At 58.8% G+C, this 23,344-nt stretch carries 24 protein-coding genes and 2 pseudogenes; 15 read left to right on the forward strand and 11 right to left on the reverse strand.

The window, feature by feature from the left end; genetic code table 11:
• Positions 1 to 44: 44 nt before the first annotated feature.
• The gene (cysG, locus tag BN1128_RS13225; protein ID WP_082030416.1) at positions 45 to 1,481 is read right to left on the reverse strand and encodes a siroheme synthase CysG; all 1,437 of its coding nucleotides are present in this window, start codon (positions 1,479 to 1,481) and stop codon (positions 45 to 47) included.
• 197 nt (positions 1,482 to 1,678) lie between these two features.
• On the opposite strand from cysG, the gene BN1128_RS13230 reads away from it, so the two are divergent.
• Together BN1128_RS13230 and BN1128_RS13235 are read left to right on the forward strand one after the other, a co-directional pair.
• The gene (locus tag BN1128_RS13230; protein WP_042869486.1) at positions 1,679 to 2,602 is read left to right on the forward strand and encodes an SPFH domain-containing protein; all 924 of its coding nucleotides are present in this window, start codon (positions 1,679 to 1,681) and stop codon (positions 2,600 to 2,602) included.
• A complete protein-coding gene (locus BN1128_RS13235; protein ID WP_042869488.1) occupies positions 2,599 to 3,054 on the forward strand; it encodes an NfeD family protein in 456 nt (151 codons plus the stop codon). Before BN1128_RS13230 ends, BN1128_RS13235 begins: the two co-directional genes overlap by 4 nt.
• Before the next feature lie 82 nt (positions 3,055 to 3,136).
• Here the strand turns inward: BN1128_RS13235 and BN1128_RS13240 are convergent, their stop codons facing one another.
• Positions 3,137 to 3,547: a CBS domain-containing protein gene (locus BN1128_RS13240; RefSeq protein ID WP_042869490.1), complete on the reverse strand. Its 411-nt coding sequence runs from the start codon at positions 3,545 to 3,547 to the stop codon at positions 3,137 to 3,139.
• 153 nt (positions 3,548 to 3,700) lie between these two features.
• On the opposite strand from BN1128_RS13240, the gene BN1128_RS13245 reads away from it, so the two are divergent.
• The 13 genes from BN1128_RS13245 to BN1128_RS13300 all read left to right on the forward strand — a co-directional run bounded on the left by BN1128_RS13245 (position 3,701) and on the right by BN1128_RS13300 (position 14,273).
• Positions 3,701 to 5,611: an ABC transporter ATP-binding protein gene (locus tag BN1128_RS13245; RefSeq protein WP_042869493.1), complete on the forward strand. Its 1,911-nt coding sequence runs from the start codon at positions 3,701 to 3,703 to the stop codon at positions 5,609 to 5,611.
• On the forward strand, positions 5,604 to 6,065 hold the full coding sequence (locus BN1128_RS13250) for a DUF2390 domain-containing protein (RefSeq protein WP_042869494.1): 462 nt from the start codon (positions 5,604 to 5,606) through the stop codon (positions 6,063 to 6,065). Before BN1128_RS13245 ends, BN1128_RS13250 begins: the two co-directional genes overlap by 8 nt.
• Positions 6,059 to 6,928, forward strand: a complete 870-nt coding sequence (locus BN1128_RS13255; protein ID WP_042869496.1) for a 23S rRNA (adenine(2030)-N(6))-methyltransferase RlmJ — start codon at positions 6,059 to 6,061, stop codon at positions 6,926 to 6,928. The genes BN1128_RS13250 and BN1128_RS13255 overlap by 7 nt, the downstream gene beginning before the upstream one ends.
• Positions 6,929 to 7,155: 227 nt before the next feature.
• Positions 7,156 to 7,518, forward strand: a complete 363-nt coding sequence (locus BN1128_RS13260; RefSeq protein ID WP_042869498.1) for a DUF2061 domain-containing protein — start codon at positions 7,156 to 7,158, stop codon at positions 7,516 to 7,518.
• 124 nt (positions 7,519 to 7,642) lie between these two features.
• Positions 7,643 to 8,242: an MliC family protein gene (locus BN1128_RS13265; protein ID WP_042869500.1), complete on the forward strand. Its 600-nt coding sequence runs from the start codon at positions 7,643 to 7,645 to the stop codon at positions 8,240 to 8,242.
• Between the two features lie 573 nt (positions 8,243 to 8,815).
• Positions 8,816 to 9,172, forward strand: coding sequence for a hypothetical protein (locus BN1128_RS25430; RefSeq protein ID WP_156140319.1), 357 nt, complete (start codon positions 8,816 to 8,818; stop codon positions 9,170 to 9,172).
• A 503-nt stretch (positions 9,173 to 9,675) separates the two neighbouring features.
• Positions 9,676 to 10,056, forward strand: coding sequence for a DUF6896 domain-containing protein (locus tag BN1128_RS24705; protein WP_082030417.1), 381 nt, complete (start codon positions 9,676 to 9,678; stop codon positions 10,054 to 10,056).
• An 86-nt stretch (positions 10,057 to 10,142) separates the two neighbouring features.
• Positions 10,143 to 10,826, forward strand: coding sequence for a DUF1963 domain-containing protein (locus tag BN1128_RS13270; RefSeq protein ID WP_082030418.1), 684 nt, complete (start codon positions 10,143 to 10,145; stop codon positions 10,824 to 10,826).
• A 102-nt stretch (positions 10,827 to 10,928) separates the two neighbouring features.
• Positions 10,929 to 11,249: a hypothetical protein gene (locus BN1128_RS13275; RefSeq protein ID WP_042869501.1), complete on the forward strand. Its 321-nt coding sequence runs from the start codon at positions 10,929 to 10,931 to the stop codon at positions 11,247 to 11,249.
• Between the two features lie 269 nt (positions 11,250 to 11,518).
• Positions 11,519 to 11,821, forward strand: coding sequence for a hypothetical protein (locus tag BN1128_RS13280; RefSeq protein ID WP_042869504.1), 303 nt, complete (start codon positions 11,519 to 11,521; stop codon positions 11,819 to 11,821).
• A 415-nt stretch (positions 11,822 to 12,236) separates the two neighbouring features.
• On the forward strand, positions 12,237 to 12,632 hold the full coding sequence (locus BN1128_RS13285; protein ID WP_042869506.1) for a ribonuclease E inhibitor RraB: 396 nt from the start codon (positions 12,237 to 12,239) through the stop codon (positions 12,630 to 12,632).
• Between the two features lie 525 nt (positions 12,633 to 13,157).
• Positions 13,158 to 13,535 carry a MerR family transcriptional regulator gene (locus BN1128_RS13295; RefSeq protein WP_042869510.1) on the forward strand — a complete coding sequence of 126 codons (378 nt, stop codon included), beginning with the start codon at positions 13,158 to 13,160 and terminating at the stop codon, positions 13,533 to 13,535.
• Between the two features lie 135 nt (positions 13,536 to 13,670).
• On the forward strand, positions 13,671 to 14,273 hold the full coding sequence (locus BN1128_RS13300) for an NAD(P)H-dependent oxidoreductase (protein WP_042869512.1): 603 nt from the start codon (positions 13,671 to 13,673) through the stop codon (positions 14,271 to 14,273).
• Between the two features lie 45 nt (positions 14,274 to 14,318).
• On the opposite strand, the gene putP is transcribed toward BN1128_RS13300, so the two are convergent.
• From putP to BN1128_RS13340, 9 genes and pseudogenes are all read right to left on the reverse strand, one after another.
• Positions 14,319 to 15,836, reverse strand: coding sequence for a sodium/proline symporter PutP (gene putP, locus BN1128_RS13305; protein WP_042869514.1), 1,518 nt, complete (start codon positions 15,834 to 15,836; stop codon positions 14,319 to 14,321).
• A 290-nt stretch (positions 15,837 to 16,126) separates the two neighbouring features.
• Complete coding sequence (locus tag BN1128_RS13310) at positions 16,127 to 17,053, reverse strand: L,D-transpeptidase family protein (protein ID WP_042869516.1); 927 nt, start codon at positions 17,051 to 17,053, stop codon at positions 16,127 to 16,129.
• Between the two features lie 171 nt (positions 17,054 to 17,224).
• Positions 17,225 to 18,481 (reverse strand): mechanosensitive ion channel family protein, encoded by a 1,257-nt coding sequence (locus BN1128_RS13315; RefSeq protein ID WP_042869518.1) that lies wholly within the window; start codon positions 18,479 to 18,481, stop codon positions 17,225 to 17,227.
• A gap of 134 nt (positions 18,482 to 18,615) precedes the next feature.
• Entirely contained in the window at positions 18,616 to 19,815 is a 1,200-nt protein-coding gene (locus BN1128_RS13320) for an acetate kinase (protein ID WP_042869520.1), read from the reverse strand.
• Positions 19,816 to 19,990: 175 nt separating this feature from the next.
• Positions 19,991 to 20,461, reverse strand: coding sequence for a NanQ anomerase/TabA/YiaL family protein (locus BN1128_RS13325; protein WP_042869523.1), 471 nt, complete (start codon positions 20,459 to 20,461; stop codon positions 19,991 to 19,993).
• A gap of 304 nt (positions 20,462 to 20,765) precedes the next feature.
• Positions 20,766 to 21,872 (reverse strand): 1-acyl-sn-glycerol-3-phosphate acyltransferase, encoded by a 1,107-nt coding sequence (locus BN1128_RS13330; RefSeq protein ID WP_042869525.1) that lies wholly within the window; start codon positions 21,870 to 21,872, stop codon positions 20,766 to 20,768.
• A 157-nt stretch (positions 21,873 to 22,029) separates the two neighbouring features.
• A pseudogene (locus BN1128_RS24710) lies at positions 22,030 to 22,221 on the reverse strand (multicopper oxidase domain-containing protein); the annotation flags it as partial.
• Positions 22,222 to 22,253: 32 nt separating this feature from the next.
• Positions 22,254 to 22,946, reverse strand: coding sequence for an aspartate/glutamate racemase family protein (locus BN1128_RS13335; protein WP_042869527.1), 693 nt, complete (start codon positions 22,944 to 22,946; stop codon positions 22,254 to 22,256).
• A 154-nt stretch (positions 22,947 to 23,100) separates the two neighbouring features.
• A pseudogene (locus tag BN1128_RS13340) lies at positions 23,101 to 23,344 on the reverse strand (LysE family translocator); the annotation flags it as partial.

A 23,344-nucleotide genomic window follows, 5' to 3' on the forward strand; every position in this document is an offset into this window, starting at 1 on the left:
GCCGCTGTCGCAGCACCGTCAAATCGATTCTTTGCTCTGCAGACTCACGCCAGGTGCACCAGCTTGAGATCACTGCCATTCAGGTCGCCGCTGTTACCCGCCTCATCGCCACGCTTTTCCCCAAACCAGGCCAGCTGTTTATGTAGAGCAACCACTTCACCGATGACGATGAGCGACGGGCTCACTGCCTGCTGGGCCAGCACAGCCAACTCAGCCAGGGTGCCGGTCAGCACGCGCTGACGGGCCGTTGTGCCCCGCTCTATGATGGCGATGGGGGTTTGGCTGCTGCGACCATGGCTCACCAGCTGCTGCTGGATATGTTCGGAGCGCATCAGCCCCATGTAGATAACCAGGGTCTGCTGGGTCATGGCGAGCTGCTGCCAGTCGGGCTCCTTGCCCTCTTTCTGGCAGTGGCCCGTGATGAAGACGGCACTCTGGGCGTGGTCGCGGTGGGTAAGCGGGATACCGGCATAAGCGGTGGCGCCAGCGGCGGCCGTGATGCCGGGCACCACCGAGAAGGGGATCCCCTCTGCCGCCAGCACCTCCAGCTCCTCGCCGCCACGGCCAAACATGAAGGGATCACCGCCCTTGAGGCGCACCACTCGATTACCTGCGCGGGCATGTTCCACCAGCAGGCGATTGGTCTCCTCCTGGGGCACGCTGTGGGCACCGGCCTTCTTGCCGACCGAGACCAGAGTCGCATCGCGGCGCACCAGATCCAGGATCTCCGGGGATACCAGCTGGTCATAGAGCACCACTTCCGCCTGCTGAATTTGTTGCAGCGCCTTGAGGGTCAAGAGACCAGGATCACCGGGGCCCGCTCCCACCAGCACCACCTCACCCACCTCGCTCTGGGCTTTGTCGAGCCCGTCATTTAGCCAGGTTTCGGCACTCTGCCAATCCTGCTTTTCGATGAGGCCGGCCAGAGTGTTGGAGGCAAACGCCCGCTCCCAGAAGCGGCGACGATCGGAGATGGAAGAGAGCACCTGCTTGGCCTTGTCACGCACCCGACCGGAGAGCTCGGTGAGCCCCCCCAGGTGGCGGGGCAGCAGGCTCTCCAGCCGCTCGCGCAACAGGCGCACCAGCACAGGGGCCTTGCCACCGCTGGAGACGGCGACCATCAGGGGAGAGCGGTCGATGATGGAGGGAAAGATGAAGCTGGAGCGCTTGGGGTCATCCACCACATTGACGAACAGACCGAGCTGGTTGGCGCTCTGATAGACGAGGGCGTTGACCTCGAGATCGTCGGTGGCGGCCACCACCAGGATCTGGCCGGTCAGATGAGCCGGGGTGAAACGCTCGACCAGATGGGTGAAACGGCCGGCAAATTCGGCGAATTCGGGTTCAATCTCGGGAGAGACCAGGGTCAGCCGGGCACCTGCTGCCAGCAGCAGGCGCGCCTTGCGCAGGGCTACCTCACCCCCGCCTACCAGCAACACGGGGCGGCCTTCCAACCTGGCAAACATAGGTAAATAATCCATTTCGGCCCATCCCTTGGAACACGACTAATATGGGGCGACTATAGGCAGGGCTGCTTATCCCTCAAAATAATAAAAAATGCTTTTTAATGCGTTTTAGTAATTAGCAAAGCCGTATGATGACAAAGGCGAGCGAACATCCTTGTGGTGCTCGGCGCCAGGCCATAGGCTAGTGAAAGTGTTTCATAAGGAGCTTAATAATGAATGAGTCATTGATTGTGCTGGGGATCTTCGTGTTCCTGGTGATCATCACCCTGAGTGCCGGGATCAAGATAGTACCGCAGGGCTACAACTGGACAGTGGAGCGCTTCGGCCGCTACACCCGCACCCTCTCCCCCGGCCTCAACCTGCTGATCCCCTATGTGGATAGGGTCGGCCACAAGATCATCATGATGGAGCAGGTGCTGGACATCCCGGCGCAGGAGGTGATCTCCCGCGACAACGCCAACGTCACCATAGACGCGATCAGCTTCGTGCAGGTAGTGGATGCCCGCAAAGCGGCCTATGAGGTCAACGATCTCACCAGCGCCATCCGCAATCTCACCATGACCAACATGCGGACCGTGCTCGGCGCCATGGAGCTGGATGAGATGCTCTCCCAGCGCGACACCATCAACGAGAAGCTGCTGCGCACCATGGATGCGGCCACCGCCCCCTGGGGCATCAAGGTGACCCGCATCGAGATCAAGGATGTACGTCCGCCGCTGGCGCTGGTAGAAGCCATGAACGCCCAGATGAAGGCCGAGCGCCAGAAACGGGCCGAGGTGCTGGAAGCCGAAGGGGTGCGCCAGTCCAAGATACTGAAAGCCGAAGGCGAGAAGCAGTCCCAGATCCTCAAGGCCGAGGGTGAGCGTCAGGCTGCCTTCCTCGCCGCCGAAGCGCGGGAGCGGGCCGCCGAGGCGGAAGCCAAGGCGACCCATATGGTCTCAAAAGCTATAGCGGAAGGGGATATGCAGGCCATCAACTACTTCGTTGCCCAGAAATACACGGAAGCACTGGCCCGCATAGGCGAAGGCCCCAACAGCAAGATCATCATGATGCCGCTGGAAGCGGGCAGCCTGATTGGCTCGGTAGCCGGTATGGCCGAGCTGTTCAACAAGGACGGCAAGAGTAGCAAGTCATGACAGCCCTGTTCGAGGGGCTGACCCACTGGCACTGGCTGGGACTCGGCTTCGTGCTGCTGGCCATCGAAGTGATGAGCTCGGTGGGTTTCCTGCTCTGGACCGGCATAGCCGCGCTGGAAGTCGGCCTGATCCTGCTGCTCTGGCCCTTCGGCTGGCAGGCGCAGCTGCTGCTGTTTGCGGTGCAATCCCTGCTCACCACCTGGGCCTGGTGGCGCTGGCAGCACCGGCAGGACAGCTCGGGTCAGGATGCGGCGGCCCCCATCAATGAGCGGATGCAGAGCTATCTGGGCCGTGAGTTGACCCTGCTGGATGATGTGGTGCAGGGAACAAGCCGGGTGCATCTGGATGACACCGTCTGGACGGTGCGCAGCCCAGTGCCGCTCACCGCAGGCAGCAGGGTCAAGGTGGTGGGTGCTGACTCCCACATCTTGCTGGTGGAGCCCCTGCCCTGACTCGGGCCAGCGATCACCACCTTGATGACACGAAAAAGGGCTCCGCGGAGCCCTTTTTACATGGGGTGGCACAGGCCAAAGCCTAGAAGGCGTCAGCGTCGAGGGCTGCGCGCAACAGATCCTTCCAGCTGATGATGCCGACCAGGGCGCCATTTTCCAGCACCGGCAGGCAGGAGACATTCTTCTCCAGCATGATTTTCACGCCATCGCGCACAGGCAGATGGGGGGCTATGGTAACGGGATGACGACTCATGATCTGGTGGGCGCGCCGATTGAGGGTCTCGGTATCTCGGCTCATCTCGGCCTCGGAATCGAGGTAAGGGCTGATGGCGCGGAACAGATCCCGGTCCGAGATGACCCCCACCAGCTCCTCTTCCTCCAGCACCAGCAGGTGGCGAAAGTGAGCCTGCTCGAAGATATCCTTGATGACAGTGAGTCTGTCATCCATGGAAACGGTGGCGACCCGGGTCGTCATTATGTCCCTGATAAGCATGCTAACCTCCCCAACCCTGACTGATTTCTCTGTTATGGCATGTTTTTGCCCCCCCAGCCAGTGGGAGCCCCCCACCTCAAGTGCAAATCTGCGCCATTTCACGTAAGATCCGCGCCAGTTTTTCTCCTCCATTTGAGCAAGCAGACCCCATCCATGATAGTTGCCAGTCAAATCGAACTGATCCGCGGCGGCCGCAAGCTGCTGGACAACGCCTCCGCCACCATACACCCGGGCCACAAGGTGGGCCTGGTGGGTAAAAACGGCTGTGGCAAGTCCACCTTTTTTGCACTGGTACGGGGCGAACTGGCCATCGACAGCGGCAGCTTCAGCCTGCCCGCCGGCTGGCAGATCGCCGGCGTCGCCCAGGAGACGCCGGCCCTTGACTGCTCCGCGCTGGAGTACGTGATTGACGGCGACAAGGAGTTCCGTTCGCTGGAGGCCCAGCTGGCCCAGGCCGAGCTGGATGACAACGGCATCCTGGTGGCCGAGCTGCACGGCAGGCTCGACACCATAGGCGCTTACAGCATTCGGGCCCGCGCCGCCGAGCTGCTGCACGGTCTCGGTTTCAGCGACGAGCAACTGGGTTCGCCGGTGCGCAGCTTCTCCGGTGGCTGGCGCATGCGCCTGAACCTGGCCCAGGCACTGCTCTGCCGCTCCGATCTGCTGCTGCTGGATGAACCGACCAACCACCTGGATCTCGATGCCGTCATCTGGCTGGAGAAGTGGCTCAAGGGCTATCAGGGCACGCTCGTGCTGATTTCGCACGACCGCGACTTCCTCGATTCGGTCATCAGCCGCATCATCCACATCGAGAACGGCAAGCTGAACGAATACACCGGTGGCTACTCCGACTTCGAACTGCAGCGCGCCGAGCAGCTGGCCCAGCAGCAGTCCATGTACGAGAAGCAGCAGCGGGAGGTGTCCCACATGCAGGCCTATGTGGACCGCTTCCGCTACAAGGCCTCCAAGGCCCGTCAGGCCCAGAGTCGCCTCAAAGCCATGGAGCGGATGGAGAAACTCCTGCCCGCCCACGCCGACTCCGAGTTCAGCTTCGAGTTTCGCGAGCCGTCGGCCCTGCCGACCCCGCTCATCGCCATGGAGAACCTCAGCGCTGGTTATGGCGACAAGGTGATCCTGGAGAAGATCAAGATGAACCTGGTGCCGGGTTCGCGCATCGGCCTGCTCGGTCGCAACGGCGCTGGCAAGTCCACCTTCATCAAGATGCTGTCGGGCACCAATCCGCCCCTGTCGGGCAAGCTGGAGGTGAGCGCAGGGGTCAGCATAGGCTACTTCGCCCAGCATCAGCTGGAGACCCTGCGGCTCGACGACACCCCCCTCGATCACCTGGCCCGCCTCGCACCGGACAAGTCCGAGCAGGAGCTGCGCAACTATCTGGGCAGCTTCGGCTTCCACGGTGACAAGGCGCTCGACAAGGTGGCCCCCTTCTCCGGCGGCGAGAAGGCGCGGCTGGTGCTGGCCCTCGTCACCTGGCAAAAACCGAACCTCCTGCTGCTGGATGAACCGACCAACCACCTGGATCTGGAGATGCGCCACGCCCTGACCATGGCGCTGCAAGGCTTCGAGGGCGCCATGGTGGTGGTCTCTCACGACCGGCACCTGCTGCGCACCACCACGGATGACTTCTATCTGGTGCACGGTGGCCGGGTCGAAGCCTTCGACGGTGATCTGGACGACTACCACAAGTGGCTCGGCGAGCAGGAAAAAGAGGCCAACGCCAAGCCCAGCGACGGCATCATCTCCGCCAACTCGGCGCTGGCGCGCAAGGATCAGAAGCGGCGCGAGGCGGAGTTCCGGCAAGCGACCCGCCCCCTGCGCCAGAAGCTGGAGAAGCTCGAAGCCAGCATGGAGAAACTGCAGACCCGGCTGGCCGCAGTGGAAGAACAGCTGGCCGATCCCGCCATCTACGAAGAGAGCGCCAAGAACAAGCTCTCCGAACTGCTCAAGTCCCAGGGCCCCATCAAGGAGGAGCTGGAAGGGGTGGAGCTGGAGTGGATGAGCCTCTCAGAGGAGCTGGAAACCATGGAGCAGGCCTTCTTTGCGTGACGAGCAGCTGATGGCAAGCGAACGGGTCGCGGTACACGAGTTGCCGACACCGCTGGGCTTCTGGCACTGGAGCGGCAAGGTCTATGGCGAGCGCAGCCAGGACTGGCTCACCGTGCAGGCGCTGGGGGGCAACGTCAATCTGGCACTGTTGCTGCACCGGCTGGATCAGCTCGGCATAGTGGTCGATCTGACCGATCTGCAACCTGCACTAGTGCAGACTGAAGCAGTACTGATCCCCTGGCGTACCCTGCGCCAGAGCGCCAAAGCGCGGCTGGATGAGGAAGAGTATCAGGCCATGCTGGCCCACGAACTGGAGCTGGAACGGCTGCAACAGGGGGTCCTGTTGCAGAGCCTACGCAGCCTCCCCCTGTTTCGCGGCAAGGGCCACAATTTGTTGAACTATCTATCGTTACTGGGTGCCCAGCAGGGCCCCCTCAGAGATCTAATATGCTGAGTTATCGCCACGCCTTTCACGCCGGCAACCACGCCGACGTGCTGAAACACGCCGTTCAGGCCCTGATCATCGAGTCCCTCAAGAAGAAGGAAAAACCCTTCATCGTGCTGGACACCCATGCCGGTGGCGGTCTCTACGACCTGCGCGGCGACTGGTCCCAGAAGAAGGCGGAATACGCCGACGGCATAGGCCGGCTGTGGGATGAACGGGCCCAGTGGTCTGCCATGGCCCCCTATCTCGGCGTCATCGAAGAGATGAACCCCGGTCAAGAAGGAAACGGTGGCGAGCTGCACTACTACCCAGGCTCCCCCGAACTGTCACGCCGTCTCGCCCGCGAGCAGGACAAGCTGGCGCTGATGGAGCTGCACAATAACGAGGTGGAAGACCTGCGCGCCAACATGGGCTACGACCCCCGCGTCGCCGTCCACCACCGCGACGGCTTCGAGGGGCTGGTGGCCCTGCTGCCGCCGACCCCGCGCCGTGGACTGGTGCTGATCGATCCGCCCTATGAGCTGAAGGAAGATTACTTCGCCGTGGTTGATACCCTCAAGAAAGCACAGAAGCGCTGGGCAACCGGCATCTATGCGCTCTGGTATCCCATCCTGGGTCAGGAAGCGGACAAGTCTCGCGACATGCTCAAGGCAATCAAGCGGGAGAACTTCGGCAACGTGCTGGTGGCCGAGCTGGAAGTGGCCGGTCAGACCGCCGATTGGGGCATGAATGGCTCAGGCATGCTGATCATCAGCCCCCCCTGGATGCTGGCCGAGCAGATTGAAGCCTTCTTGAAACCCTTGTGCGCCAAACTGGCACAGGGCGCCGGTGCCCAGTACAAGGTCGAGTGGCTCAACAAGGCCGCCGACTAAGCCCTCACCGGTCGCAAGAATGACAAAGCCCCGCAAGGGGCTTTTCTATTTCTGCCGTTACCGGTGGCGCGGGGTAAACGCTATGCCTCGGCGGGCGGAACGCCCCAGCATGGTGGCAGATCCATCACCCTTGATAGGTTCTCCCTATTCAATCACTAGATGAGAATAGTTTTCATTTAATGCAGTTGTGGCGGATACTGCTGTCATCACCAGAGGGAGTCACCATCATGAAAAAGACCATCAGCTTTGCCATCCTGCACTTCGGTGTCGCCTTTACCGTGGCTTACCTGCTGACCGGTGAGCTGCTGACCGCCAGCCTGATCGCCCTGATAGAGCCCGCCGTCAACACGGTCGCCTTCTACTTCCATGATCTGGGCTGGCACAAGTTCAAGCCCAGTCACAGCCTGCAGGCCAAGACCAGCAGCTTCGCCCTGGTACACTTCAGCGTGGCGTTTGCCGTCGCCTTCCTGCTGAGCGGCGAACTGCTCACCGGCGGCGTGATGGCCATCATAGAGCCTGCCATCAACACAGTTGTCTTCTTCTTCCACGAGCGGCTGTGGCGCGCCCGTCAGCCACTGGCGCTGGCATAAGTCCGGGCCTGCACCGGATCCGCTCCGCCAACCGGGGTCGCCAAGTGTGAAAAAGCGCTCGGCGGCCCTGCAACATTGTGCTCTAGTAGCCGGGTATCCCACTCGTTTTACTGGAGTCTTTCCGATGAACAAGCTGCTGCTTGGCCCCCTTCTCTTTGCCCCTCTGCTGGCCTGTGCCGCTACCCCTTCCTTCGACTGTGCCAAGGCCCACGGCGCCGCCGAACAACTTATCTGCGAGAATGCCGGGCTGGCGGCGCTGGATAACGAACTCGCGGCGCTCTACCCCAAGGCGATCGCCAATTTCTCCGCCGAACAGGTGAAGACGGAGAAGGCGATGCAGCGCGGCTGGATCAAAGGCCGCAACGAATGCTGGAAAGACAGGGATCCGCGTCAGTGCATCGACGCCAGCTACCAGATGCGCATCACCGAATTACAGGTGAAAGGTGGCCAGCTGACGGTGCCGACGCCGGTCGACTACCAGTGCGGCAAAAACGTCACCCTCTCCACCTACTTCTATAACGATGCCAAACTGCCCGCCGCCGTGATCAACCTGAGCGAAGGGGATAGCCAGCAACAGGTGCTCGCCTATGAAGCCCCCAGCGCCAGCGGCGCCCGTTATGAAGGCCAGAACCTCAGCCTCTTCACCAAGGGCACCGAGGCCAGCCTGGAGCGTTATGGCCAGCCGACGCTTAGCTGTACCGAGATCCCGACCAAGGGCAACTGACCGCAGTACGGGGGCCGCCAGCAAGCGGCCCCCTTGCCGACCACAATCGCGCCACCGCTATGCCAGAGAGTGGCATCAGCCATCCAGAGTCACGCACTCGCTAGCGCCGCCTTTCGAAAACGCCTTGCACAGCTCCCCACCATCTATCGATCAAACCGCCTTGTTCATTAATTTGTTGATCCTGCCCAGAGATCTTCCATCTCGTCCTTCCCCTCCGCACCAGGCCAGCTAACATACCCGACTGGCAACAAACGCCCCATCGGAGTCACCCATGAGCCATACCAGCCCTATCCCGTTGGTTAAAAGCAGCAGACTGGAAGCTGAAATTCAGGGGCGGTAGCCATGCCGGCGTTTGCCATGACCAAGGTCACACTGATTTTCTATACAGTCGTAACGGTTGTGTAAAAAGAAGAGGTCAAGCGAATACACTCAGTTTCAGAGTTAGGCAGATAAGTCATTGATTTAAAATGTTATTTATGAATTGCTGAATCAAAATGAAGCGGAGTTAGATAGAAGGCGGTATTAATGTGTTAGTACCGCCCTCCATCTAATTACTGTTAAATTGGGCACAAAATGGAAGTAGCAGAAAATTTTAGAACTGAATTGGCTCTTGCTTTAGATCTTCTCGCTGAAGACGAGTGGGCTATAACAAAAGCTAGAGAAAGAACTATTGATAAAATTGAGCAGCCTCATATTGCTTTTGAGTCAATCGTTCCAGTGTTGAATCTAGCTATTGAACAACAAGACGAATACGCTTTTATGTCATGTTGTTGGCTGGCTTTACAACTTGCACAAAAAGCTAATACAACTGAATTGCCAATTAAGCTACCAGAGACCCTAAAATCACTTACATTATTTTCTGCCAGGTTTTCACCTGCAGCTTTAAATGAAGTTAACGCAGTCGAAAAGTGGTTTCGCATAAATATCTAGGCATTAAATAATATTTTTATGTTAGTAGCTATTAGGTAGCTAAAGAGCCAAAAATTTAACAAGGCGTTGTAGCATCAGTCGCTTCGCTCCTTGGACAGTTTGTAAGTTGCGCTGAACTTGGCGTTAGCAGGTTTTCGGGTTTTAATGGTTTTAGTCAGCAGTTTTGTTTCGGTTCTGCTTGCGTTTCGCGCTCTTAGCGGCCGCGCCAAAAGGTAAAGTTCGCCAGTTTGTGGGTTTGCAGCAAACGGTGGTGGCTGTAGCGTTGTTCTTCGTGGCTTCGCTTAAATGGCTTATAGACTCCGATTTGGTCGCTTCGTCGCAGTTAACCGGTTTAGTTTTTAATTAAAAGCAGTCTGCCGTTGTTCGGGTTTGCCAGTGCGGTAAGCCGCCAAAGTTCGGTGTGGGCTGCTAACAAGGCGCAACACTCGCGGCCTGCTTCCGCTGGGATGCCAACCGCTACGCGGTCGTCACCCGTGTGCTTTGCGTTATGCATTAAGGATGTCATGAGTATTAATCCAATCAAAGCAGTGATTCCATTATGGTATGCCCAAATGAGTTGGGCTAAGGAGCTAATTCGGCTTGGATTCGGACTATCGAAAGCAGAAGATATACTTTCTAGAGAAAATCGTGGCTGCAAATTGGTGCCAGGAACAACTTGGTATATTCGCACTCATGGCATCGGTGTAGATGTTTTTAAAACTCCTGATGTTGGAGGTATCGATTTTGATTTTGACAAACCCGACCCAGACCCATGGCGTATGCAGATCTTTGTTGAGAGACAAGTCAATGATGGAAACTTGCCCTATGAGAACTATCGTGAATTACTTGATGATGAAGAGCTAATGAAAAAAGCCATTTCTGAAGCATTGTCACAAAGTGCATAACAAACGCCAGCACACCGCGCCTTCGGCGCTCGACTCGCAACAAGTTGCTCGCGTGTGTGGCGGGCGTTATGTGCTCCAGGAACGTTATGGAAGAGATTAGAGAGAAACTGAAGCGGCAGGCCATCGTCTTCGAGATCGGCGGGTTCAAGGCATCCGATGACCCATTAGAAAGCTGGTTCGGAAAAGTAAACGTCTGCTCCCCGTGGGAAGTGTGGCCATCCATGGATGGCGCTCCGATGCGAGCGCTTTGCCAGATCAACCTAGCCAACCTACCTTTTCGCCCGTCGGGGCTGACAAACATCGAGTTCATTACACTGTTCATCGACCCAAAAGAACTTCCCTCGAATGCGCCCAACGGACAAAAATGGTGCCTCAGGACATACCAATCGCTGTCTGTGCTAGTTCCTATTGGCCAGCCCGATACGAAATCGATGGTCAAGGCGTTTCCGATGCGGCCTCGAGTAGTGGAAGAGGACTTCCCGTGCTGGGAAGGCCTACCATTTGATATTCCTGAGAGCGTTCAAGACAACTATGAAGATTTGTTTTCGAACGTGTCTGGCTTAAAGCTTGGTGGGTGGCCGACACTGATCCAATCGGAGATATTCTGGGCTCCTTGGAATCAGCATCCGGCGGCTCCGGAGTACGTATTTCAAGTTGACTCCGAACCGAAAGCTAATTGGAACTGGGGCGATGGTGGGGTTGGCTATTTTGGTCGAGGAACTGCCAAAGGCAAAGAAGACGATTGGGCGTGCGAGTGGCAATGTTACTAAGTCCGCACATAACTAGGCGCTCCAAGCGACGGTCAAAAGGCTGTCGCCTTTCGCCCGCGCTTGAGCTTAGTCGTTATGTCGTATGAATAGAGGACAAGCGAAGTGAACGTGAGCCAGCCAGCGGAGATGCCTTTCACTAGGGAGGCCGCGATTCAAATGCTGAAGTGGGGAGCGATGCCCGAGCCGTCTCCTTACTCTCATAAGGCAATCGCGGAGTGGTGTGATCGGTTTTGGTGCCAGTACCTTGAGGTCGATGCGGAGCCTGAAATTGAGAAGCTACTTCCGATCCTCACCGATGTCGAAACACAGTGGGACTTGTACTTGGCCAATACCTATTCAATTGACGAATTAAGATCCGGTAATTTTGAGCAAGTGCGGATTCCGACGGAGTGGTTCCATGAATGGCTGAGCCAAGCGGCATAACCCTTCATCGCAGTGGAGCTGCGCTAGCTGGCCCACTGAATTCAAACGTTATACGATTAGGAGTAAAAGTTGAACCAAATACCCGCTTCAACTAAGTGGACGTTAGATGCTGCAGGAGATACTGGCCGGTCATCAGTGAATACTGTGTATATGATAGCAGGATCCACAACCTTGGCATTTTGTGTTTTACTCAGGTTTAGTGTTTACAGCACAATAGGTTAGGTAGTAGCGTTGCTAATTACTTAACGAGGAATGATGAGTCTTGAGTTATGAAAAGCTTAATCGGTCAAAATGTAATTGAAATTTCGGCACCTCAAGACCGTAGTGAATTTACGATGAAGGTGATCGACGAGAATAGAAAAATAAGTACCATTCGTTTCGCTAATGATGACGGCTCTCAACTGAAGGTCGATATCTCGCATGTCTCTATCAGAATTATCTACGATCACGAAGGTAACGTAGCATCGTTGGGAGAGCTAGAAGAAGTCAATTGTATAGAAAATGGGTTTGAGATAGTCGGTGACTTCGGAATAATTTGGCTGGAGTGTAAGAAATGCACTCCAGCATTTTAACTTATTGCAAGGCCATTAATCCTCGGCCACATAGTAACTTGGACCTCGCTGCGCTCGGCCGGTTATGGCGGCAAAAATTGGGACACCCACCATCTCGATAGCAGACTTGCCTGACAAGCTGGGTGTCCTCTGTCAGTCATGACACAAATGATTTGGTAGAGTTACTGAATTTAAGTAAAAAAGATCTGCTCTGGGGTAACCTTAAGCGCTCGACTTTGTTGGATAAGTTAGTTGAAGTTAATGTACGAACCAAGTTCTTCGAGTCATGGGCAGTAGATTATAAAAGGTGCTTTGAACCCAAGGCATAACAAATTGCTTAATTTCGTTCCGGCCACAAAAAACGTGGCCTCCACTGGACTGCCTGCGCTATGCTGCGGCAGCCAATTAGCAAAGCGTTAAATTACTAAGGACAGTCATGCGAAAACTTCTAATTTCATTAATAGCCGCCCTTGGTTTCAGTGGATCTCAAGCAGCTGAATTTATACCGAATGTGGAAATTAATAAAAAAACAATCCAAGCACTTATTGATGCTGGTTCTGATCCAAACAAGCCGCACCCTCTTGAGCATCATTTTAACTGCTATAGCCCTGATTCACTCAAAGATCTCATAGCTAAAGGTGAGTCTCTTGGCTACCGTGCTGCCAATATTGGCGATAACGTACATGAAGGTACACATTATTGGTATGGCGACCTAATTAAGGAAGCTGCCTTAGATATTAAAACCATCAACAATGAAACCTATTTAATGCTGAAGTTGGCAAACAAATTTAGTGCTGACTATGACGGCTGGGGTACTCCAGTTGTTGAGTAATTTAACAAGTCAATTAACTTCGCGCCTACCGGAACAAAATTGGGACACTCACCATTCTGAGCGCCAGATAGCGGTCACGAGCTGACACCAGCCTCCTTCGCCACAGACGGGCACGGTATTGTTGCCCCCTGCAAGCCGCCGAGCCGAGTTTAGCGGGTCAAGAGCGCCGTCATGGACGACGGCGCAGCCGCAGGCGGCACAGGGATGTGCCGTGTGCGGCGATCCGTCCGACCCGATGAAGGAGGCGAGGGAATCCGCGAAGCGGACGGCTTGCCGGGGGAGAAGACCTTTGGTCTTACTTTTAATAAAAAGCGGGTCTTTCCAAAGTCACTCGCCCCGGCCCGAAGGGCGGGCGAAACCCCGTCGAGGACAAGGCCCTCGCATTCTATGGGGCAAAGCCACATCCAGAGCGCCATCGGCGCAATGCACTGCGCCGATGGCGCGCCCCTCCCCCACGGGGATTCTCTCCCGCCCGCCACTGACCTATAGTGAGCCCCTACTCGAACAACCTTTGCGAGCAGCAATATGTATATCGGCGAATTTGCCCGCCTGGCGGACACTACCCCCAAGGCGATCCGTCTCTATGAACAGATGGGGCTACTGCCCGAACCCAGGCGGCGCGGCAAGTATCGCGTCTACCGGGCGGAAGATCTGGAATGGGTCCAGATCATTCGTCAGGCCCAGCAGTTTGGCTGCAAACTCGGCGAGCTCAGATCCCTGCTGGCCGGCCTGACCGACATGGCGCAGTTTCCCTGGCAGGAGGCCGAACGCCTGATCGCCTGCAAGCTGGCCCAGCTCGCCGCCGAGACTGCCCGCCTGCAACACCAGCATCAGCAGCTGGAACAGTTCGCCGAGCTGCTGCAACAGCATCCCTGTCGCACGCCTGTCCCCCAGCCAGACTAAACCCGGGCAAACGCCCTTCAATGGCAGGCCGGTTGTACTGACCAGCGATCTCATGAAAGAGGGCAACTACCCCCTTGACTCTGTCCCATGGGACAGAGGGTCTAATACGGGCTCACCCCATCAGGAGCCCTGACCATGCCACCCCGTCTGCTTGTCATCAACGGCAATCCCAAACCCGACAGCTTCTGCCATGCCCTGGCCCGCGAGTATGCCCGCAGCGCCGAGGAGGCAGGCGCAGAGGTCACCCTGCTGCACGTGGGCGAGCTCGCCTTCGAGCCGGACTTGCGCCATGGCTATGACCTTATGCCGCCGCTGGAGCCGGATCTGCTAGCGTTGCAGCAGAGCCTGACTGCCGCTCATCATCTGGTGATCGTCTCCCCCCTCTGGTGGGGTGGCATGCCGGCCCGTCTCAAGGGCCTGCTGGATCGCACCCTGCTCTCCGGCTTCGCCTTTCAATATGTCAAGGGCAAGGCCCAGCCCCTGCGCCTGCTCGCAGGCAAAACGGCGCGCCTGCTGCTCACCATGGACAGCCCTGTCTGGTACTACCGCTGGTGGCTGGGAGATCCCGCCTCGCGCATCCTCGACAAGCAGGTACTGGGGCTGTGCGGCATCAGGCTCACCCACCGCCAATACCTGGGCCCCATGCACACGGCCAGCGATCAGGACAGGGCCCGCTGGCTGACAGAGACCTGTGCGGCGGCCCGCGCCGATGTGCACCGGCTAAGTCGCCGCCCATGAAAAAGCCCCGCATCGCGGGGCTTTTTGTTATCCAGGGTGATCGACTCAGTTGACGGCGACTGGCTGACCCAGCGCATCGGGCGGGGTCTGGAACTCCCGCTCGGCTTCGTCGAAGCGATCCAGCATGGCCTTGGAGGGAGCCTTGTCCAGCAGGCTGAACACCAGGATCGCCAGGCCAGAGAAGAGGAAGCCCGGGATGATTTCATACAGCCCCAGCCAACCAAACTGCTTCCAGACGATGACGGTCAGGGCACCGACCAGCATGCCCGCCAGGGCGCCGTTGCGAGTCATGCGCGACCAGAGCACTGAGAGCAGCACCACGGGGCCGAAGGCGGCACCAAAGCCGGCCCAGGCGTAGCTCACCAGCCCCAGCACCCGGTTCTCCGGGTTCATGGCAACACCGATGGCAACCACGGCGATGGCCAGCACCATCAGCCGACCGACCCACACCAGCTCTTGCTGGGAGGCGTTCTTGCGCAGGAACGGCTTGTAGAGATCTTCCGTGATGGCGCTGGAGCAGACCAGCAGCTGGCAGCTCAGGGTGCTCATCACAGCCGCCAGTATGGCGGAGAGCAGCACGCCGGCAATCCAGGGGTTGAACAGTATCTTGGAGAGCTCGATGAAGACCCGCTCCGGGTTGCCGGTGACGCCGGCGGCCTGCTCGGTGAAGGTGGAGAAGTAGGCCAGGCCGAAGAAGCCGATGGCCACGGCGCCACCCAGGCAGAGCACCATCCAGGTCATGCTGATGCGGCGGGCATTGGCCATGGAGTGGTGGGAATCCGCCGCCATGAATCGCGCCAGTATGTGGGGCTGGCCGAAGTAGCCCAGGCCCCAGGCCATCAGGGAGATGATGGCGATGAAGTCCAGGTTCTTGAACATGTCGAGATTGCTGGCGTTCTGCGCCGCCACCTGCACCATGGCGGTGTCTATGCCGCCGACCGCTATGATGACGAACACCGGGGTGAGGATCAGGGCGAAGATCATCAGGGTGGCCTGCACCGTGTCGGTCCAGCTTACCGCGAGGAAGCCGCCGAAGAAGGTGTAGGTGATGGTGGCCGCGGCACCGACCCAGAGGGCGGTGTCATAGCTCATGCCGAATGTGCTCTCGAACAGGCGGGCACCGGCCACCACGCCGGAGGCGCAGTAGATGGTGAAGAACAGCAGGATCACCAGGGCGGAGAGGATGCGCAGCACCCGGCTCTTGTCCTCGAAGCGATAGGTGAAATAGTCCGGCAGGGTCAGGGCGTTGCGGTTCTTCTCGGTATGAACCCGCAGCCGACCGGCGACCCAGCGCCAGTTGAGATAGGCCCCCAGGGTGAGGCCGATGGCGATCCAGCTCTCCGAGATGCCGCCGATGAAGACGGCGCCCGGCAGGCCCATCAAGAGCCAGCCGCTCATGTCGGAGGCCCCGGCGGAGAGGGCGGTGACCCAGCTCCCCATGCGGCGGCCGCCGAGTATGTAGTCATCAAAGTTGCGGGTGGCGCGATAGGCGATAAAGCCGATCAGCACCATCCCGAGGATATACACCAGAAAGGTGATAAGCATGGGTGTACTGGCTGTCATTCAAAACTCCGTTATGTGACGTGTGTACCCGTTCTGACGACGGGCTCTTCCTTAAAAAATCCGCCCTAGCTTAATCAGCAGATCCCATGACCTCAACCACTTTTAACAAATAAAAAACACAATATAAACGTTTCATCTTTAACTAACGAACCACTCAAGGAGCAATCAGCCGGATTTTATCCTGACGCAGCAACCGCTTATCGGGTCGCCCTCCCCCCTGACCCAGCCCGGCATGGCGGTAAAAAAAAGCCCCGGCCAGTGGCCGGGGCTAGAGACGATTGGCGCCAGGATCAGCGATTGATCGCGATCGGCATGCCGCTGCGCTGTTCCAGCGCCTGCTTGACCAGCTGGGAATCGCTGTCGGCATGGGCGATGAAACGGGTCACTGCCGGGGTCATCGGCAGCGGAGCCGGCAGGCTGGAGTTGAACTCCTCCTGGCTGCGGGAGAGCGGCTGATGCACTTCCAGATAACGGCGACCATCCGACTCGACCGAGGCCTTGATCGGCTGGTTCACGAACTGCACGCGGGTGCCGACCGGTATCTTCTTGAACAGGTATTCGATGTCTTCGTTGCGCAGACGCACGCAACCGTGGCTCACCCGCAGACCTATGCCGAACTGGGCATTGGTGCCGTGGATGGCGTACATCTTGCCGATGTAGAGCGCAAACAGCCCCATGGGGTTGTCCGGGCCGGCGGGCCAGACTGCCGGCAGGCTCTCACCACGGGCGGCATACTCGGCATGCATCTTGGCGGTCGGGGTCCAGGTCGGGCCCGCCTTCTTGCGCTGCACGCTGGTCACCCAGTTTTCCGGGGTGTCGGTGCCGAGCTGGCCGATGCCGATGGGCAGCACTTCCACCACCTTCTTGCCTTTCGGGTAGTAGTAGAGGCGCATCTCGGCCACGTTCAGCACGATCCCCTCGCGCGGGGCATCCGGCAGGATCAGCTGATGCGGCACGATGAGCTTCTCGCCGGTCTGCAGCAGCAGAGGATCTGCCTTGGGGTTGGCCTCGAGCATGTTGGTCAGACCCAGCTGGAATTTGGCGGCAACGGCTTCCAGCGGCTGGCCATTTTCCTCTGCCGGCACCACGTATTCCAGATTTTCACCCACCAGACGGCTGTTGGCAGCAGGCAGGGCATATTCAACAGCAAGCACTGGCGCGGCGGCCAAGATGAGGCTGCAGCACAGAGCGGCCGCAGTATTGTGAAGGAGCTTCATAACTTTCCTGTAATGGATGACGTGGTTCAAGACTCTGGGCTGACCCGGGATCGGCTGGGCGGTCCGGGGGCGGAGAGAAGGCCGCCATTTTTCTCCTCTCTTGGCCAAAATTCAACAAGCAAATGGGGCGGCGACGCAGGATTTTATGCCCCTGCGCGCCGCCGGGACATTCTAGCCGTTGCTGGCGGATCCCCGTTGCCAGGTACGCATATCGTAACCTGTGGGAGATTGGTGCAACCGCAGATGAAATTGCTCAATGATGGCAAAGATATGGTCGAAAATATCGGCCTGGATCCCTTCGTAATCGGCCCAGGCGGTCGTCGCGGTGAAGCAGTAAATCTCCAGCGGCAAACCGTCCTTGGTCGGCGCCAGCTGGCGTACCATCAGCGTCATGTCCTTGCGAATGCCGGGATGGGCCCGCAGGTAGGCGTCCAGATAGGCGCGCAGGGTACCCAGATTGGTGAGGTGACGACCGTTGATGGGACAGCTCAAGGCATCGCTGAGCTGCTGGTTGTAGACGCTCAGCTCCTGCTCCTTGCGGCTCAGATAGGGTGCCAGCAGCTGGGCCTGCTTGAGCTGCAACTGCTCATCGGCAGTCAGAAAGCGCACGCTGGTCATATCGATGCTGACGCTGCGCTTGATGCGGCGGCCGCCGGATTCCGTCATCCCCTGCCAGTTCTTGAAGGAGTCGGAGATGAGGGCATAGGTGGGTATGGTGGTGATGGTCTTGTCCCAGTTCGACACCTTGACGGTAGTGAGACCTATGTCGGTCACCTCGCCGTCGGCGCCGTACTTGTCCATCTGCAGCCAGTCGCCGACGCTCAGCATGCGGTTGGCGGAGAGCTGGATCCCCGCCACCAGGCCGAGGATGGGATCCTTGAACACCAACATCAGCACGGCTGTCATGGCACCCAGGCCGCTGAACAGGAACAGCGGTGACTTGCCGAGCAGCAGGGCGATCATCAGGATGCCGACCAGTATGCTGCCTACCAGTTTGACCCCCTGGAAGATGCCGCGCAGCGGCAGATCCCGCCCGAGCCGGGTGTAGCGGCTCACCGACAGCATGCAGTCGAGCAGGGCGAACAGCGCCAGCAGCAGGAACAGCAGGATCCAGAACTGGGCCAGCATCTCGATCCACTGCAGGCTCTCGGATTTGCGCGGCAGCCAGATCTCGGCCTGACCGAGCAGCACGGCCCCCTGCAACACCAGGGCGAGCCGGTAGAACAAGCGCTGTTGCAGCTGAGGCGGCAGCCACACCTGCTTGGTCTTGCCGAGGATGCCAACCAGCCGCACCAGCAGCACCCGGTGCAACAGCATGTGCAACACCAGCGAGGTAAGGACGATAAAGCCCAGGGCGATCACCAGTGCCATCAGGCCGCTGACTTCGATCCCCATGCCGGTCAGCCAGTGAAAAAACATCTCCTTCATCCCTACCTCCAATGCGTGAAACAGTTGTCAGGGTACGTATCTGCCACCCCATGTCAAATGACAAGCCGCTCAACCAGGAGCCGGAAACGACAACGCCCGGCACAGGCCGGGCGTTGATTCAGCGCGAGGTGGCGTTAGCCAACCAGGCTCAGGGCATCGCGGGCGATGACCAGCTCTTCGTTGGTGGGCATCACCAGCGCCAGGCGGCTGCCTTCGGCGGTGATGGGACCCTCGCCACCGAGCACGGCAGCATTGTTCGCCTCTTTATCTACCTTGAAGCCGAACAGAGCCAGACGATCCAGCACCATCTCGCGCACCATGGCGGAGTTTTCACCGATACCGCCGGTGAACACCAGGGCGTCCAGACGACCCTCCATGGCGGCGGCATAGGCACCGACATACTTGGCCACCCGGTAGGTGAACACATCGAGCGCACGCTTGGCGCCAGCATCGGTCGCATAGTTGGTGGTGACATAGCGGCAGTCACTGCTCACCTCGGTCAGGCCCAGCAGACCGGACTCACGGGTGAGGGTATGGTTGATCTCGTCCACGCTGTAACCAAGCTGGTCGTGCATGAAGAAGACCACCGCGGGATCTATGTCGCCGCAACGGGTGCCCATCGCCAGCCCTTCCAGCGGAGTCAGCCCCATGGAGGTATCGACGGACTCACCGTTCTTGATGGCGCAGACGGAAGCCCCGTTGCCCAGGTGGCAGTTGATGATGTTGAGCTCGGCCAGCGGCTTGCCCAGCGCCTTGGCGGCTTCTTCCGCGATGAAGCGGTGGGAGGTGCCGTGGGCGCCGTAACGACGGATGCCGTTCTCTTTATAGAGCTTGTAGGGCAGCGCGTAGAGATAGGCTTCCTGCGGCAGGGTCTGGTGAAAGGCGGTGTCGAACACGGCCACGTTCTTCTCGACCAGAGCCGGGAAGACCTTGAGCGCGGCACGGATGCCGATGAGGTGCGCCGGGTTGTGCAGGGGAGCGAACGGAATGGCGGCTTCGATGCCGGCGATCACGCCATCATCGATGCGAACGGAACGGGAGAACTGCTCGCCACCGTGCACGATGCGATGGCCGATGGCCACCAGCTGCTCGGCCAGAGAGGGATCCTGAGGCAGGATGTGACCCACGATATGGTCGAGGGCAGCCTGGTGAGCGGCACCCGCTCCCAGCATGGCTTCGCCCTTGACCCCGTGGAGTTTCCATTTGATACGTGCATCATCCAGATTGAAGCATTCGGCCAGGCCGGACAGCATGTCCTCACCTGTTTCGGCGTCCATTACGGCAAATTTCAGGGAAGAGCTACCGCAGTTAAGGATCAATACCAACTTGCTCATGTTCTACATCTTCCTGTGCTTCGGCTTTATGCCGACAGTGTCGTGTCATCCAGAAGTGGATGGGATTCCCCTGCCGGGGGCTTATGGTCGCAGGAAAGTGCGCCCAATTTTTCAATACGTTAAGTGCAAATGCGGATGATTCCGTGCACTCATCTCAGCCAGGCTGCACCGGCGGTTACAGGCCGGTCAGCAGATCCCTGTGCACCTTGACCACCAGCTTCTTCACTTGAGCCGGCTGGTTGGGGGTACAGAGAGGGCGATGCAGTTCTCCCGGCCAGAAGATGGCGAAGTCGCCGGGCTGCAACGCCAGATAACTGGTCTGTTCGTCGTCGACGAACCAGAGGTCGGGATGGGGATGATCGGCGCCATCATTGCCATAAGCATGAGGCCCGACCCCTATCCACTCTTCACCGCGCAGCAGCAGCTGGATGTCCAGATACTGCTGATGGAACTCGCCACGGCGATCCGCGGCCGGCTCGGTCAGCTCTTCGCTCACCAGACAGAACAGCGTGAGGCCGTCGATCTCGCGCTTGCCGAGCGGCGCATTCAGCCACTGTTCCACACTCTTCACCACCTCGGCCATGATGCTATCCAGCGGGGCGGGCAGCGGCGTGCGCTGCAGGGTATTCAGACTGCCGGTGATCATGGCGAGCGGATCCTTAGGTGTATTCAGGCGACATCTTTGCCGCAAAATGAAAAAGGACCCTGTTCAGGTCCTTGTGTCACACCGTCTGCAATCCGTGCAGACAGGAGTAGAGCATGTGCTCGTGCCGAGCGTGATGAGGCCACTGTTGCACACTCATCCGCAGCTTGCCAAGAGGCGCAAGCGTATTCGCCCAGTGATCGTACCAGCTGAAACAATATTATTCACTACTCCATCACCGCCGACTTTGACCAGACGCAAAAACGGGAGCATCTGCTCCCGTTTTTTTTCGCACAACCGGTGTCATTCAAGCCTTGCGGGCGTTTTCCACCGGCTTGGCATACATGGCGCGCCAGATGCTCTTGTGCTCTTGTGGCACCTCTGACTGACGAGTCAGGAAGGCCGCCTGTTCTATGGTATTGGCCTTGCCGGACACATCTGCGGCCAGGTAGTTGCCGGGGAAGAGGCGATAGTTGCCCCAGATCGCCTTGTCTATCAGCGCCGCCAGTTCGTCCGGATCACTGAAGCCCTCGGTGATGGGGGCGCCGAAGGAGACATGTACCCGCCCCTTCTGGCCGACGATGCCGGCGACTATGCTTTCGATGTCCTCGAACTCGCCCTTCTCGTAGCTGCCGTTGACCGACTTCTCGTACAGCTCGCGCGCCTTGGCCTTGTCGGTGGGATCCAGCTCGTAGCTGATGCTGACCGGCACTATGTTGAGGCTGCGCATGTAGTCGACGAAGTCAATTTTCTGCTTCTTGCCGTCCACATAGAACATCTTGAGGATGGCCGGATCCGTCTTGTCATCGCCATTCTTGGCACGCCCTTCCTTCTGGGCGATCCAGATGGAGTGACCCTCGTGCACCGACTGGCCTATGTAGGCAGACAGCTCGCCGAGCATTTTCATCATCTCCCGTGGCCCCTTGGCAGAGCGCTTGACGATGAAGCTCTTGTTGAGCTTCATCAGCTCGGTCGCGCAGGGTTTGCGCAGCAGGTTGTCACCGATGGCGATGCGCACCGTATCGAAGCCGTGGGTATGCAGTCCCCAGTTGACGAACGCCGGATCCATGGCGATGTCCCTGTGGTTGGAGACAAACAGGTAGCCCTGCTCCTTCTTCAGGTGCTCGATCCCCGAGAAGGTCACGCCCTTGGTGGAAGTGGCAATCATGCGGGACATGTAACGGGTCACGCCCATCTGCACCTGATGAATGGTGGTCACCTTGGACCACTTGTAGCGCAGGAACTGGCGGATCAGCGGGCGTATGGCCCAGCCCAGCCAGCTCATCAGGGAGCCGAAACGATACTTGGCGATGGCGCCAACGAATTCATCATCCCGGATCAGCCGTTCTATGGCTGCCGGCACTTCTTCATCGCGGTAGGGGCGAATGTCCGCGAATCTATCTACTTCTGTCACAGTGTCAGCCTTGCATGTAAGGAGTCGCGGCCAACCGAGTTGGCCGGGAAATTCAGGGCGCAATTTTACACGCTTTTATGCCAAGGGGTATGTGATGTGCGTAGATAGTGAGATCTGACCAGTGAAATGAGAAAATGGCCCCATTCGGGCCATTTATTCAGGCTTCTACCGTGAACGAAATCATCATGCCGGTGTCCTCGTGCTCCAGCAGGTGGCAGTGCGCCATGTAGGCACGCTCCCTGGGCGCCGGGTGATCGAGACGCACCAGCACCTCGCTGCGCCCGCCCTCCACTTTTACTATGTTCTTCCAGCCGGCACGGTGCGGCGCCGCCGGCTGGCCGTTGCGGGTATCCCCCCACCTTCTGGATCACCCGCGTGCCATCAGGCCAGCGCCAGGGTGACCGCCGCCTCGGCGTGGATGGCGGTGGTGTCGTAGAGCGGCACCGCGGCCTCGGCATCCCCCACCAGCAGCGCAATCTCGGTGCAGCCCAGGATCACCGCCTGGGCACCCGCCTCGGCCAGCCCGGCGATGATGGCGAGATACTCGGCGCGCGATGACGCCAGGATCTCGCCAAGGCAGAGCTCGTCATAGATGATGCTATGCACCCGTTCGCGCTGCGCCTCGCCGGGCACCAGTACCTCCAGCCCGAACTTGTCCTGCAGCCGCCCCTTGTAGAAATCCTGCTCCATGGTGAAGCGGGTACCAAGCAGCCCGACCCTATCTATGCCGTCCGCTTGCAGGCGACGGGCGGTGGCATCGGCGATATGGAGCAGCGGAATATCGATGGCAGCCTCAATCTCGGGCGCCACCTTGTGCATTGTGTTGGTGCCGATCAGCAGAAAATCGGCGCCGCCAGCCTGCAGCTTGCGCGCCTCGGCAGCCAGCAGCTTGGCGGTCGTGGGCCAGTCACCGGCATGCTGCAGCCGCTCTATCTCGGCAAAGTCGACGCTGCTCAGCAGCACCCGCGCCGAGTGCAGGCCGCCGAGCCGTGCCCGCACGTCCCGGTTGAACGCCTGATAGTAACTGACGGTGGATTCCCAGCTCATGCCACCCAGCAGACCGATACATTTCATGGGGACTCCTTTAATGCAGTGCCAGTGCAGCATGGCGCTGCCAGCGAGATAAAAAAGGCCCCGAAGGGCCAACAAGACAGAAGGTAAGGCCAAAGGTCCAGGGTCTGTTGACGTCTGTCGCGGCCGGGCCGACACGTCAAGGGAGCCTGGACGCCTAAATCCAGATCATCAGCACACAGGCCGCCGTGGCGAGCCCCATGCCAAGGTTGAAACGACGCCAGCCTGTGGCGGTGCGGATGATGCGGCGCACCTGGGCACCGAACAGCACCCAGAAGGCCCCGGTATAGAGGCCGGTCACAAAAAAGATGCCGAGCACCCAGCTGGCGGAGGGCCAGTAAGCCTCCCCCGCCAGGGTGAAGCCGCTGATGGCGGAGAGCGCCATCATCCAGGCCTTGGGA

Source organism: Aeromonas piscicola, assembly GCF_000820005.1.
In the GTDB taxonomy this organism is placed as follows: Bacteria; Pseudomonadota; Gammaproteobacteria; order Enterobacterales; family Aeromonadaceae; genus Aeromonas; species Aeromonas piscicola.

Coding starts and splice junctions, on each gene's coding strand:
- cysG (WP_082030416.1), bottom strand. CDS start 1,481: ATGGATTATTTACCTATGTTTGCCAGGTTGGAAGGCCGCCCCGTGTTG.
- BN1128_RS13230 (WP_042869486.1), top strand. CDS start 1,679: ATGAATGAGTCATTGATTGTGCTGGGGATCTTCGTGTTCCTGGTGATC.
- BN1128_RS13235 (WP_042869488.1), top strand. CDS start 2,599: ATGACAGCCCTGTTCGAGGGGCTGACCCACTGGCACTGGCTGGGACTC.
- BN1128_RS13240 (WP_042869490.1), bottom strand. CDS start 3,547: ATGCTTATCAGGGACATAATGACGACCCGGGTCGCCACCGTTTCCATG.
- BN1128_RS13245 (WP_042869493.1), top strand. CDS start 3,701: ATGATAGTTGCCAGTCAAATCGAACTGATCCGCGGCGGCCGCAAGCTG.
- BN1128_RS13255 (WP_042869496.1), top strand. CDS start 6,059: ATGCTGAGTTATCGCCACGCCTTTCACGCCGGCAACCACGCCGACGTG.
- BN1128_RS13260 (WP_042869498.1), top strand. CDS start 7,156: ATGAAAAAGACCATCAGCTTTGCCATCCTGCACTTCGGTGTCGCCTTT.
- BN1128_RS13265 (WP_042869500.1), top strand. CDS start 7,643: ATGAACAAGCTGCTGCTTGGCCCCCTTCTCTTTGCCCCTCTGCTGGCC.
- BN1128_RS25430 (WP_156140319.1), top strand. CDS start 8,816: ATGGAAGTAGCAGAAAATTTTAGAACTGAATTGGCTCTTGCTTTAGAT.
- BN1128_RS24705 (WP_082030417.1), top strand. CDS start 9,676: ATGAGTATTAATCCAATCAAAGCAGTGATTCCATTATGGTATGCCCAA.
- BN1128_RS13270 (WP_082030418.1), top strand. CDS start 10,143: ATGGAAGAGATTAGAGAGAAACTGAAGCGGCAGGCCATCGTCTTCGAG.
- BN1128_RS13280 (WP_042869504.1), top strand. CDS start 11,519: ATGAAAAGCTTAATCGGTCAAAATGTAATTGAAATTTCGGCACCTCAA.
- BN1128_RS13285 (WP_042869506.1), top strand. CDS start 12,237: ATGCGAAAACTTCTAATTTCATTAATAGCCGCCCTTGGTTTCAGTGGA.
- BN1128_RS13295 (WP_042869510.1), top strand. CDS start 13,158: ATGTATATCGGCGAATTTGCCCGCCTGGCGGACACTACCCCCAAGGCG.
- BN1128_RS13300 (WP_042869512.1), top strand. CDS start 13,671: ATGCCACCCCGTCTGCTTGTCATCAACGGCAATCCCAAACCCGACAGC.
- putP (WP_042869514.1), bottom strand. CDS start 15,836: ATGACAGCCAGTACACCCATGCTTATCACCTTTCTGGTGTATATCCTC.
- BN1128_RS13310 (WP_042869516.1), bottom strand. CDS start 17,053: ATGAAGCTCCTTCACAATACTGCGGCCGCTCTGTGCTGCAGCCTCATC.
- BN1128_RS13315 (WP_042869518.1), bottom strand. CDS start 18,481: ATGAAGGAGATGTTTTTTCACTGGCTGACCGGCATGGGGATCGAAGTC.
- BN1128_RS13320 (WP_042869520.1), bottom strand. CDS start 19,815: ATGAGCAAGTTGGTATTGATCCTTAACTGCGGTAGCTCTTCCCTGAAA.
- BN1128_RS13325 (WP_042869523.1), bottom strand. CDS start 20,461: ATGATCACCGGCAGTCTGAATACCCTGCAGCGCACGCCGCTGCCCGCC.
- BN1128_RS13335 (WP_042869527.1), bottom strand. CDS start 22,946: ATGAAATGTATCGGTCTGCTGGGTGGCATGAGCTGGGAATCCACCGTC.